This is a genomic window from Arcobacter sp. CECT 8985 (genome assembly GCF_004116495.1).
Lineage (GTDB): Bacteria > Campylobacterota > Campylobacteria > Campylobacterales > Arcobacteraceae > Malaciobacter.
Window position 1 is genome coordinate 1 of sequence record NZ_PDKC01000049.1, and the last position, 12541, is coordinate 12541.

The window sequence follows — 12541 nt, forward strand, 5'->3', positions numbered from 1 at the left end:
AAAGTATTAGCATTTGAAGAGATGGGTATGGAAGCGATATATGAGTTTGAGGTAAAAGATATGCCTGTTACAGTTGCTGTTGATACTGAAGGTACTTCTATTCACACTACTGGACCTGCTAAATGGAGAACTTTATAAATTAATCACAAAGGCTTTTAGCCTTGTGATTACTTACTTTTTACCCTACTTTTTTTAAATAATTTAACTAATTTTTTATTACTGCTTAGATATTAGAAGAAAAGCATATAATATATGTTTTTAAAATTTATATTAGGAATACAAATGTTAAAAGAGGATTTTAGAGATTATTTAGGATTTGCAGTTGCAGGAAACTTTGCAAATCACCTAGGTGAGGCAGGAGAAGCCGATGAATTTTCTGTAATACAAACAGAAGATAAAAATGCTCCAAAAGGATTATTTCCTTTTTATATAAAAGATCATGATAGTTTTTTAGGAACATATCCTATTTGTGATGAAGAAATTCTAACACATGGTAGAGAAAATGAAAACCTACAAGTAGAAGCAGAAGTAGCACTAATTTGTGATTTTGAATATGAAAATGAAAAAATAGTCGACATTATTCCTAAAAGATTTGCAGCATTTAATGATTGTTCAATTAGAACTAATGATAGTAAAAAACTAAGTTGTAAAAAGAACTGGGGTGAAAAAACAAAAGGAATTTCACAAGATTTTATAAAAATTGATAGTTTTGATAAAAAAGAATCAATTTTAAATAGATTTCATATTGCTTCATTTTTAAGAAGAGATGGAATTTTACATGATTATGGAACAGTTTCAGCAGTTAAATCATATAGTTATTTTTTCAATCAATTAAAAGATTGGATGGTAAATAAATTTAATACACAAGAAGATTGTGGTCCATTAGAAGAACTAACTCCATTTTTAAAAAATGCTAAAAAGGCAAAAGGAATAATTATTGCTGCAGGTGCAACAGCATATTCTGAATTTGGAAAACATAATTATCTTAAAAAAGGTGATGAAATTTTTATATATGTGTATAATGCACATATTTATAGTTACCAAGATATAATAAATGATATAAGTGGTAAAGACTTATATTTAGGACAGTGTTCAAAATTATATCAAATAGTTAATTGATTTTTGATATTAATTATCATAATATATTTAAAATAACTTTTTAAAGCTTAAGGAGAATTAATATGGGTTATAGAATTGAAAAAGATACAATGGGAGAAATGCAAGTTCCTGATAATAAATATTGGGCTGCACAAACACAAAGAAGTGTAGAAAACTTTCCTATTGGTACAGAAAAGATGCCTGAAGAAGTGATAATTGGTTTTGCTCACTTAAAAAAAGCTTGTGCAATTGTAAATAATGATTTAAAAAGACTAGATAATAATAAAACACACGCAATTATCCAAGCTTGCGAAGAAGTAATTCAAGGAAAACTTGAAGGAAACTTCCCCCTTGTTGTTTGGCAAACAGGAAGTGGAACACAATCAAATATGAATATGAATGAAGTAATAGCGAATAGATCTACAGAAATTTTAGGTGAAGATTTTAGAGTTAAGAAGTTAGTTCATCCAAATGATGATGTTAACAAAGGTCAAAGTTCAAATGACACATATCCTACTGCAATGAGAATATCTTTTGTTCTTGAAATTCAAAAACAACTTTTTCCTGCAATAAAACTTTTGAAAAATACTTTTGAAAAAAAATCAAATGAATTTAAAAATATAGTAAAAATTGGAAGAACTCATTTACAAGATGCTACTCCATTAACACTTGGTCAAGAGTTAAGTGCATATGTGGATATGTTAAATAAAGCAGAAAATCAATTAAATGATAGTATGAAGTATATTTGTGAACTAGCAATTGGAGGAACAGCAGTTGGTACAGGATTAAATTCTCATCCAGAGTTTTCAAATATGGTTTGTAAAGTATTAAATGAAAAGACTGACACTAACTTTGATTTTGTTTCACATCCAAATAAGTTTCATGCATTAACTTCACATGATGGAGAAGTATTTTTAAGTGGTGCTTTAAATGCACTTGCTAGTAACTTAATGAAAATTGCTAATGATATTAGATGGTTAGCATCAGGACCTAGATGTGGAATAGGAGAAATAAATATTCCAGAAAATGAACCAGGAAGTTCAATAATGCCTGGAAAAGTTAATCCAACGCAATGTGAAGCGATGACAATGGTTTCTGTTCAAGTTATGGGTAATCATTCAACGGTAAGTATAAGTGCAAGCCAAGGAAATTTTGAATTAAATGTCTTTAAACCAGTAATTGCTTATAATATTTTACAATCTATTAGATTATTAAGCGATACAATTGTGTCATTTAATAACAATTGTGCAGTGGGAATCACGCCAAATTTAAATAATATAAACAAATATTTAAATGATTCTTTAATGTTAGTAACCGCTCTTAATCCATATATTGGGTATGAAAATGCAGCAAAAATAGCAAAAATTGCCCATAAAAATGGTACTACATTAAAAGAAGAAGCTTTAAAACTTGGTTTATTAACAGAAGAAGAATTTAATAAATATGTTAAGCCAGAAGAAATGACATATCCTAAAAAATAATAAAATTAAAAAAATAACTATTAAAAACAATTTATGACACTTTAACTCTTCTTTTTATTAATTTATTATGATATAATGTATATAAATTAAGTTAAGGGGAGAGTTACGGCTATGAAAAAGAGTTCAAGTTTTGGAAATAAACTTCTTTTCCAAGTTTTAGGTACTATAATTTTAGTATTTGGTTTATCAATGTTTTTTGTATCAAAATATTCGTATGATAGTTCTCAAGAAGAAGCATCGAATTTTATTCAAAAAACAGCTGAGAAATATGGATCTGATGTACAGAATGATATAAATAGATCTTTTCTTGTTATTAGAATGCTTAAGTCAAAATTTGAAGAAGCATTAAATAACAATGTTAAACTCAATGAAAAAGAAACAGTATCGTACTTAAAAAGAGTATTAGACCACAACCCTAATTTATCTGGTTTATGGTTTAAAATAAAAGATAGTGGATTATTATTTGAAACTATAAAAGATAATTCAAATAAACTTTTATATGATAAAAATGGAGAGTTTAATCCTTATATAACAAAATCAAATGGAAAATACAAAATACAACCAGGTGCAGTATATAATGAAAATGATGCATGGGTTGGTGGTCCAATGAAATCAGGAAAAGATTACATTACAAAACCATATTTTTATAAAGTTGATGGAGTTGATACTCTTATGGCCACTCTTTCTTTACCAATGTATTATAAAGGGAAATATATAGGAACTATTGGAGGAGATATAGTATTAGATACATTTTCAGAAATGACTAAAAAAATAAAAGTTTATGAAAATGGTTATACTTTTATTGTAGATAGTTACGATATGATTATTGGTCATCCAAATCAAAAATTATTAGGAAAGTCAATTTATGATGTTGTTGATGATAAACAAGACTACAAAGCAGCATTAGATGCTTCAAAAAATGGTGAAAATTATATATTTTCAAAAGTTTCTCCAACAACAGAAGAAACTTCATATTACTATTCAAAAAGTTTTTCAATTGCACAAACTGATACTAATTGGACTTTTTTTGTTTCTGTACCTAAAGAAGAGTATTTATCAAATGCAATTTTTATCAGAAACTTCTCAATTATTGCAGGTATTTTAGCATTAATTATTATTGCTGGAATTATCATATTATCAATTAAAAAATTAAATAAAAATTTATCTTCTATTTCTTTTGGATTAGATGAATTCTTTAAATATTTAAATAAAGAGACTACAAATCCAAAAAATATAGAGATAAAATCTGCTGATGAATTTGGAGTAATGGCGTATAATATCAATACAAATGTTAAAAAGATACAAGAAAGTATTGATAAAGACAGTAACTTAATTGAAGAAGTAAAAGTAATAGTAAATACAGTTGGAAAAGGTTATTTAGAAAAAAGAATTACAGCACAAACAGATACTGATTCTTTAAATGAATTAAAAAATCTATTAAACGATATGTTAAAAAATCTTGAAAGTTTAATTGGAAAAGATTTAAATGTAATTATTGATACATTAGCAACATATACAAAAAGAGATTTTACAGCAAAACTTGATTCTTCATCATGTGGAAAAATAGGTAATGAAATTATCCAAATGAATAGAATGATTACAAATATGCTTCAATCTAGCCAAGCAGATGGAATGTCACTGCAAAATAGTTCAATAGAATTAACTTCAAGCGTTAAAACTTTAAGTAATAATGCTACAAGTCAGGCATCTTCGTTAGAAGAAACAGCTGCAGCAATTGATGAGATTACAAGTACTATAGAACAAACAAGTCAAAAAGCCCAAGAAATGTTAAGTATCTCAAATGACACAAGAGATTCAGCATCACAAGGTAAAGGATTTGCAAATGAAACTGTAAAATCTATGGATGAAATAAATGAGCAAGTAACTGCTATTAATGAAGCAATAACAGTAATTGATCAAATAGCATTTCAAACAAATATTTTATCTCTTAATGCAGCTGTAGAAGCAGCAACAGCAGGAGAAGCTGGAAAAGGATTTGCAGTAGTTGCAGCTGAAGTGCGAAATCTTGCTTCAAGAAGTGCAGATGCAGCAAAAGAAATTAAAGCTTTAGTTGAAAATGCTACTTTAAAAACAAATAATGGTAAAGAGATTAGCAATAAAATGATTGAAGGTTTTTCTCAACTTGAAAATAAAATTTTAAGTACAAGTAAATTAATTGATGATGTAACAAATGCAGCAAAAGAGCAAAGTATTGGGATGACTCAAATATCTGATGCAGTTGGTCAATTAGATAAATTTACTCAAGAAAATGCCGCAATTGCTGAAAAAACAAATAGTATTGCACAAGAAACAAATGCAGTTGCATTTAAAGTTGTTGAAAATGTTGATAAAAATAACTTTGATGGAAAAGGTAATGTTCAAAGCCACACTCCAAATACAGCTAAACAAGAAAATAATAGAGAGGTTTTTGAAGAGAAAAATAAAACTATTTCTTCAACACCTAAAAATAATACAAAACCTATAAAAAATAATCAGGTTTTTAAATCTCAACAAAACAACGATGAAGACGAGTGGGAGAGCTTTTAATCCTCTTCCCTTCGTCAATACTACAAAAATTAAATAATTTTTTATAGCTTCATATTTTTGCCACTTTTCTGACATCATTTTATCTTACAATTAAAAAAATTTAATTAAGGAATAATTTCTGATGAAAAGTTTTGGAAATAAACTACTAATAAAAATTTTAGGTACAACTATAGCTGCATTTGTAATAACTATAGTTTTTATATCTAATTTATCAGTTAAGTCATCACAAGAAAGTGCTCAAAAATATGTACAAGAGAAAGCAGATGCAATTGCATCTAAGTTTCAAGGACAGATTAACTCTGCAATCAATGTAATCAATACTTTTTATGCAGATACACAATCAGCTGTTAATCACAATAAAAAACTTGATGAAAAAGAGTTTGTTGATAAACTAAAATATACACTTGATAATAATGGTGAGATTATTGGTTTATGGGCAACAACAAAAAAATCTGATTTACTTTTTAATCCAAAATCTGACAATTCTAATATTCCTGATGAATGGTATACAGATGATAATGCTTTTAATCCATATGTTACTAAACTTGATGGACAAATTATAGTTCAAAAAGGTACAAAGTACAATGAATCAAATGAATTTATAAAAGGTGCGATGAGTCATGAGCTTTATATTACAAAACCTTTTTACTATAAAATAAATGGTAAAAATACTCTAATGATTACTATTTCAATGCCTTTATATAAAAACAAAGAGTTTGTTGGTGCTATTGGAGGAGAAGTAATTTTAGATATATTCTCTGATCTAGCGCAAACTACAAAAGTTTACGATAATGGATATACTTTTGTTATAAACCAAGATGGTATAATTTTAGGTCATCCAGATAAAACTATCGTATCAAAAAATCTACTTCATGTTACAAATAATGAACAAAAATATGTTGATGCGATTGCTAAAATAAATCAATTAAAAGATGTTTCTTTTACAAGAGTATCAAGAAATGGTCATAAAGCATATTACTATATGAAACCTTTTGATATTGATGATACGGATAACAACTGGGCTGTATTTGTTAATGCTCCTGAAGATGAATATCTTGCTAGTGCTAATTATATTAGAAACTTCTCTATTATTGCTTCTATTATTGGTTTACTAATTATTGCTGGTGTTATTTTACTTAGTGTTAAAGCTTTAAAATTTAATTTATCTTCTATTTCTGAAGGTTTAGACTCTTTCTTTAAATATTTAAACAAAGAAACTTCTAGTACTAATAATATTGACATTAAATCTAATGATGAATTTGGAAGAATGGCCTCTGATATTAATGCTAATATTGAAAAAATTAAAAAAACTATTGAAGAAGAAAATATTCTTATTGATGATGTTAAACAAACTGTTAACAAAGTTAGTCAAGGGTTCTTAGATAGAAAAATTCAAAAAGCATGTTCTACTGATTCTTTAAATGAATTAAAAGATTTATTTAACGATATGCTTAATAATCTTGAAAAACTTGTAGGTATAAACATTAATAGTATTAGTGAAACACTTGGGAAATACTCAAAAAGAAACTTTGTTGATGTTTTAGATCCTTCAAAATCTGGAATTATTGGTAAAGAACTAGCTGAATTAAATAACATGATGACTCAACTACTTCAAGATAGTCAAAAAGATGGTCTTTTACTTAAATCTAGTGCAAATGAATTAACTAATAATGTTAACAACCTTAATAACAATGCAAATGAACAAGCTGCCTCTCTTGAAGAAACTGCTGCTTCTATTGATGAGATTACAGGAAATATTAAACAAACAAGTGAAAAATCTCAAGAGATGTTAAACATTTCAAATGAGACAAAATCTTCAGCACAAGAAGGTAAAAGACTTGCTGATGATACAGTTAATGCTATGGAAGAAATTAATTCAACAGTAAATAACATTAATGAAGCAATTTCAGTAATTGATAAAATTGCTTTCCAAACAAATATATTATCATTAAATGCAGCAGTTGAAGCAGCAACTGCAGGAGAATCAGGAAAAGGATTTGCAGTTGTTGCACAAGAAGTAAGAAATCTTGCAAATAGAAGTGCTGAAGCAGCAAAAGAGATTAAAGACTTAGTTGAAAATGCAACAACAAAAGCTAATAATGGAAAAGTTGCAAGTAATAAAATGATTGAAGGTTTTACATCATTAGAAGAAAAAATTGAAATTACAAATAATCTTATTGATGATGTATCAAATGCAGCAAAAGAGCAAACAATTGGTATGACTCAAATATCTGAAGCTGTAAATCAATTAGATAAAGTTACTCAAGGTAATGCAGCAGTTGCAGATAAAACTAACTCAATTGCTATTGAAACAAATAATATTGCAATTCAAATTGTTCAAAATGTTCATAAAAATGAATTTAGAGGGAAAAATGCAAGTTCATCAAAAAAAGATAAATTTATAAAAGAAAAACCTGCTGAAGAAATTATTCAAAAACCAAAAAATAATATCATGGTAGAACAAAAAGACGATAATGAATGGGAAAGCTTTTAATAGCTTTTCCCACTCATTATTATACTATAAATCAACCATTGCTTTAAAATAAGCACCACTTCTTCCAACATTATCAACATTTACATGAAATCTTTCATCAATTCTATCATCTTCAATAAACTGTTTTTTTATTTCTAATATCAAAGGTGTAGTTTTTCCAGGAATATCTACCTTACCATAGTATTCACAAAAAAGTGCTGTTTGAGAAGAACTAATCATTGCTGGATAATCTTCCAATACTTTTTGTACATCAATTTCAAATTTTTCTATTTCACTCTCATTTTTTTCTAATGCAAGTGCAGAGTTTTTTACCTCTTCTATATTGTCTTTATTTACAAAGCATATTGTTGCTTTTTTTGTTTTTAGTATATTTGCCAAAGTATCTTTTGGAACTCCTGGCTCTTTTTGCCCAATTGAAACTATTAAAGTTGCAGGATTACTAGATATTGGAATAAAATATGAAAAAGGTGCAGCATTTATTACCCCACCATCTTCAGTTACAATCCATGCAATCGGTCTTGGAACAACAGTATCTGACATCACTTTATATCTATTTAAATCTTCTAATTCTTTATAATCTAAAATCATTTCAATCCTCTCTTTTAATATGTTATATATTAATTAAAATATTTTAGAAAAATGCTTAAATCAAATGTAAATTATTTTTTTTATTATTTAATTATAAATATTTAGTATAATCTTTATTTATTATAAAAAGGATGAGAATGAAACTACTTGAAAAGAATATTAAACAAACATTAAATGAAGATTATTTAATAGAAACACTAAACTTAGACAATAAAACAATATTAGAACTTGGCTGTGGAAAAGCTGTTATGACTCGAAATATTGCAAACAATGGTGAAAATAGAAAAGTAATTGCCTGTGAAGTTGATGAGCACCAACATGAATTAAACTTAGCTCTAAATGAAAAGAATATTGAGTTTAAACTTTGTGGAGCAGAAGATATTGATGTAAAAGATAATAGTATTGATATTGTTTTTATGTTCAAATCTTTTCATCATATACCAGTTGAATTAATGAATAAAGCACTTGAAGAAATAAAAAGAGTTCTTAAACCAAATGGTATTGCATATATAAGTGAACCTTTACATCAAGGCTTACAAAATGAACTTGTTGCTATGTTTCATAATGAAGAAGAAGTAAGAAAAAAAGCCTTTGAAGCTATTAAAAGTAGTGTTGAATCAAATCAATTTAAACTATTTAAAGAAATATTTTTTCAAACTGAAGTCTATTATGAAAACTTTAATGATTTTGAAAAAAAACAGATGAATGCAACTTATAATGAAGTTACTATAACAAATGAGTTAAAATCAAAAATCAAAGATAAATTTGATAGTTATAATAATGGAAATGAAATTACATTATTAAAACCTTTTAGAGTTGATATACTTCAAAAGGTTGTATAAATTTTTTTGATATAATCTTTGTCTAAAATTTTATATAAGAAAGAATATTTAATGACAGAAATTTTTACTAAAAATGAATATGATAAAAATATACAAACACTTATAAATTGGGCTCATGCATACTATGTAGAAGATAATCCAATTGCTACAGATGAAGAGTATGACAAATTAGCAAGAGCTTGTTTAGCATATGAACAAACTTATCCTAACAAGTCTAATCCAAATTCACCAAATAAAAGAGTTGGTGGAGTTGTACTTGAAGGTTTTACTAAAGCCAATCATCTAAGTAGAATGTGGTCACAAGAAGATGTTTTTAACACTCAAGAACTTGAAGATTGGATAACTAGAGCTAAAAAAGTAAATGAAAATCTGATGTATTATTGTGAACCCAAATTTGATGGAGCAAGCTTAAATCTAATATATGAGAATGGATTTTTAAAACAAGCAATTACAAGAGGAGATGGAACAACAGGTGAAGATGTAACAAATAATGTAAAAACAATTCACTCTATTCCACTTCAAATAGAAGAAAAATCTCTAATAGAAATCAGAGGTGAAATTGTAATTAGAAAAAAAGATTTTGAGAAAATCAATGAACAAAGATTAGAAAATAATGAAGCATTATTTGCAAATCCAAGAAATGCAGCATCAGGAAGTTTAAGACAATTAGACCCAAATATAACAGCAAAAAGAAAACTATTTTTTAATGTTTGGGGAGTTGGACAAAATAGCATAAATGCAAAAAAAAATAGTGAATTAATGCAATATATTTACTCTTTAGGTTTTGTAAAACCACCCTTACAAAAAGTTTGTAAAAGTGTAGTAGAAATTGAAGATCTTTATCATAAAATAATTGATTCAAGAGATAGTATTGAAATGATGCTTGATGGTATGGTAATAAAAATAGATGATATTGAAACACAAGAAGAATTAGGATATACAGTAAAAGTTCCAAAATGGTCTTGTGCATATAAATTCCCAGCAGTTGAAAAAACTACAAAAGTAAAAAATATAATACTTCAAGTTGGGAGAACAGGCGTAATAACTCCTGTTGCAGCAGTAGAACCAACACTTATAGATGGAAGTACAGTAGAAAGAGCCACTTTGCATAATTTTGATGAAATTGCAAGGTTAGATTTAAGAATAAATGATGAAGTAATTATTATTAAAAGTGGTGATATTATTCCAAAAATTACTAAAGTATTTCACGAAAGAAGAGATGGAACACAAAAAGAAGTAAAAAGACCAACGAACTGTCCAAAATGTAACAGTGAACTTCTTGATGAAGGAACACTAATAAAATGTCAAAATTTAGATTGCCCAAGTATTGTGACAAATTCTATTATATACTTTGCATCAAAGAATTGTATGAATATTGATGGTCTTGGTATTAAAATAGTGGAACTATTAGTAGAAAAGAAAAAAATATTTGATATTTTAGATTTGTATTCATTAAAGTATGAAGATTTACAGGATTTAGAAGGCTTTAAAGAAAAAAGAATAAATAATTTATTATCTGCAATAAAAAATACAAAAGGAACTTCTTTATATAGAATTATAAATGCATTAGGAATTGAACATATAGGAGAAGTCGCTTCAAAACAAATTTGTTTAGAATTTGGATTAAATGTAATAGATATTGATTTAGATTCACTAATAAACCTTGATGGTATTGGTGAGCAAATGGCAAATTCTTTTGTAGAATTTATGAGAGTAAATAAAGAATTAGTAACTAAATTAGTAGATATTATTGAACCAACAATAGAAGAAAAAGTTGAAATTAGTGAAAATAACTTTAAAGGCAAAACTATTGTATTAACTGGAACAATGAGCGTAAGTAGAGGTATAATCAAGAAAAATCTAGAAGCACTTGGTGCAAAAGTTAGTTCAAGTGTTTCAAAAAAAACAGATTACCTAATTTTTGGTGAAGATGCAGGTAGTAAATATGATAAAGCTGTTAGTTTAGGTGTAAAAACACTTACAGAAGAGCAAATGAATGAAATGATATAAAGGATATTATATGGCAAAAGAAAAAAGAGATTTACCAACAAAAGTTAAACTTACAATGTTAATGACTCCATCTATGGCAAACTTCTCAGGAGTAAATGTTCATGGTGGAGAGATACTAAAACTTTTGGATCAAGTTGCATATGCATGTGCTACACAATATTGTAAAACATATGTTGTAACTCTTTCTTCTGATTTAGTACTATTCAAAAATCCAATTAAGGTTGGTTCTTTAGTTACTTTTAAAGCAAAAATAAACTATACAGGAACTACTTCAATGGAAATAGGAATAAAAGTAATTTCAACTGATGTAAAAACAAAAGAAAAAATTCATACAAATACGTGTTATTTTACAATGATATCAGTAGATGAGAATATGAAGCCAAAACCAGTTCCAAAATATATTCCAATTACTAAAAAAGAAAAACAAAGATATAAAGGTGCTCTAAAAAGAAGAAAATTTAGAGAGAACTTACAAAATAAAAGTTAATTAAATAATATTTTGTTACTTTTTTTAGCTTTTTATTCTAATTTTATTTAAGAAATAAAAATCCTACTTTTATGCTATATTTTTATTTTATAATAAATAAAAAGACTTATAAGAACAAAGGTTAATAATGAATACAACGAATGTTAAAAGAGATAAATCTTTAACAATGACAATGCTTATGACTCCAGAAAAAGCAAATTTTACAGGAAAAAATGTACATGGTGGAGAAATTTTAAAAATGCTTGACCAAGTAGCATATGCCTGTGCATCAAAATATACAGGATATCATGCTGTAACACTTTCAGTTGATATGGTATTATTTAAAAATCCTATTAAAGTTGGTTCACTTGTTACTTTTCATGCAAGTGTAAACTATACAGGAAGAACTTCAATGGAAATAGGAATAAAAGTTATTTCAGAAGATACAAGAGATAATTCTATTAAAAACACAAATGTATGTTATTTTACTATGGTTGCAGTTGATGAAGATGGAAATGTTATGAAAGTTCCACAAATTGAACTTGTAACAGAAGATGATAAAAGAAGATACAATGATGCAATAAAAAGAAAAGAAATCAGAATGTCTTCAAGACATTCTAAATAATTCTTTTTTTCTTTTTAGCAAAAAGATAAATAATAAAATTGAAACAAAAAATTAATAGGTTTAATATAATTATTGAAAGAATAATTAAATTGCCTATTAAAAACTCTTTAGATACTGAAGTTTCTATATAAACATAATCTTTACCATTTTGTCTTTTAATATCAAGAATAACACCTTCAATATTATTCATTCTTTTTGATTCTTCAAAATTTGATATTATCATATAATACTTACTTTGATAATATATTCTTTTATATGAAGCATTATCATCTGTGTTTAATCTTATAAAAAAAGTTTTTGCATTTTTATCAAAATACTCTTTTTTCATATTTTTTAATCTATTTTTTTCAAAATTTAATAACTCATTTCTAAAGTTATAAAAGATATCTT

General features: G+C 26.7%; 11 protein-coding genes. 9 read left to right on the forward strand and 2 right to left on the reverse strand.

Annotated elements, in window-relative coordinates; all coding sequences use genetic code 11:
- From CRU93_RS13430 to CRU93_RS13450, 5 genes are all read left to right on the forward strand, one after another.
- A partial coding sequence (locus tag CRU93_RS13430; RefSeq protein ID WP_164967693.1) for a fumarate hydratase C-terminal domain-containing protein occupies positions 1 to 138 on the forward strand: 138 nt, incomplete at its 5' end.
- A 144-nt stretch (positions 139 to 282) separates the two neighbouring features.
- Positions 283 to 1119 carry a DUF5718 family protein gene (locus tag CRU93_RS13435; RefSeq protein WP_129104703.1) on the forward strand — a complete coding sequence of 279 codons (837 nt, stop codon included), beginning with the start codon at positions 283 to 285 and terminating at the stop codon, positions 1117 to 1119.
- A gap of 62 nt (positions 1120 to 1181) precedes the next feature.
- Complete coding sequence (fumC, locus tag CRU93_RS13440; protein WP_129104704.1) at positions 1182 to 2579, forward strand: class II fumarate hydratase; 1398 nt, start codon at positions 1182 to 1184, stop codon at positions 2577 to 2579.
- A gap of 111 nt (positions 2580 to 2690) precedes the next feature.
- The gene (locus tag CRU93_RS13445) at positions 2691 to 5126 is read left to right on the forward strand and encodes a methyl-accepting chemotaxis protein (protein ID WP_129104705.1); all 2436 of its coding nucleotides are present in this window, start codon (positions 2691 to 2693) and stop codon (positions 5124 to 5126) included.
- Between the two features lie 121 nt (positions 5127 to 5247).
- On the forward strand, positions 5248 to 7620 hold the full coding sequence (locus CRU93_RS13450) for a methyl-accepting chemotaxis protein (protein WP_129104706.1): 2373 nt from the start codon (positions 5248 to 5250) through the stop codon (positions 7618 to 7620).
- A gap of 24 nt (positions 7621 to 7644) precedes the next feature.
- Here the strand turns inward: CRU93_RS13450 and CRU93_RS13455 are convergent, their stop codons facing one another.
- Entirely contained in the window at positions 7645 to 8208 is a 564-nt protein-coding gene (locus tag CRU93_RS13455) for a flavin reductase family protein (RefSeq protein ID WP_129104707.1), read from the reverse strand.
- 137 nt (positions 8209 to 8345) lie between these two features.
- Between CRU93_RS13455 and CRU93_RS13460 the strand changes: the two genes are divergently transcribed.
- From CRU93_RS13460 to CRU93_RS13475, 4 genes are all read left to right on the forward strand, one after another.
- On the forward strand, positions 8346 to 9050 hold the full coding sequence (locus tag CRU93_RS13460; RefSeq protein ID WP_164967694.1) for a class I SAM-dependent methyltransferase: 705 nt from the start codon (positions 8346 to 8348) through the stop codon (positions 9048 to 9050).
- 51 nt (positions 9051 to 9101) lie between these two features.
- Positions 9102 to 11060: an NAD-dependent DNA ligase LigA gene (gene ligA, locus CRU93_RS13465; RefSeq protein ID WP_129104709.1), complete on the forward strand. Its 1959-nt coding sequence runs from the start codon at positions 9102 to 9104 to the stop codon at positions 11058 to 11060.
- A 10-nt stretch (positions 11061 to 11070) separates the two neighbouring features.
- The gene (locus CRU93_RS13470; protein ID WP_129104710.1) at positions 11071 to 11547 is read left to right on the forward strand and encodes an acyl-CoA thioesterase; all 477 of its coding nucleotides are present in this window, start codon (positions 11071 to 11073) and stop codon (positions 11545 to 11547) included.
- A 127-nt stretch (positions 11548 to 11674) separates the two neighbouring features.
- Positions 11675 to 12151, forward strand: a complete 477-nt coding sequence (locus tag CRU93_RS13475; protein ID WP_129104711.1) for an acyl-CoA thioesterase — start codon at positions 11675 to 11677, stop codon at positions 12149 to 12151.
- On the opposite strand, the gene CRU93_RS14245 is transcribed toward CRU93_RS13475, so the two are convergent.
- A partial coding sequence (locus tag CRU93_RS14245) for a hypothetical protein (RefSeq protein ID WP_164967695.1) occupies positions 12144 to 12541 on the reverse strand: 398 nt, incomplete at its 5' end. The two genes, CRU93_RS13475 and CRU93_RS14245, sit on opposite strands and share 8 nt — an antisense overlap.

What these genes read in the sequence shown, in the direction of transcription:
- CRU93_RS13435 (WP_129104703.1), top strand. Translation starts at nt 283, where the DNA reads ATGTTAAAAGAGGATTTTAGAGATTATTTAGGATTTGCAGTTGCAGGA.
- fumC (WP_129104704.1), top strand. Translation starts at nt 1,182, where the DNA reads ATGGGTTATAGAATTGAAAAAGATACAATGGGAGAAATGCAAGTTCCT.
- CRU93_RS13445 (WP_129104705.1), top strand. Translation starts at nt 2,691, where the DNA reads ATGAAAAAGAGTTCAAGTTTTGGAAATAAACTTCTTTTCCAAGTTTTA.
- CRU93_RS13450 (WP_129104706.1), top strand. Translation starts at nt 5,248, where the DNA reads ATGAAAAGTTTTGGAAATAAACTACTAATAAAAATTTTAGGTACAACT.
- CRU93_RS13455 (WP_129104707.1), bottom strand. Translation starts at nt 8,208, where the DNA reads ATGATTTTAGATTATAAAGAATTAGAAGATTTAAATAGATATAAAGTG.
- CRU93_RS13460 (WP_164967694.1), top strand. Translation starts at nt 8,346, where the DNA reads ATGAAACTACTTGAAAAGAATATTAAACAAACATTAAATGAAGATTAT.
- ligA (WP_129104709.1), top strand. Translation starts at nt 9,102, where the DNA reads ATGACAGAAATTTTTACTAAAAATGAATATGATAAAAATATACAAACA.
- CRU93_RS13470 (WP_129104710.1), top strand. Translation starts at nt 11,071, where the DNA reads ATGGCAAAAGAAAAAAGAGATTTACCAACAAAAGTTAAACTTACAATG.
- CRU93_RS13475 (WP_129104711.1), top strand. Translation starts at nt 11,675, where the DNA reads ATGAATACAACGAATGTTAAAAGAGATAAATCTTTAACAATGACAATG.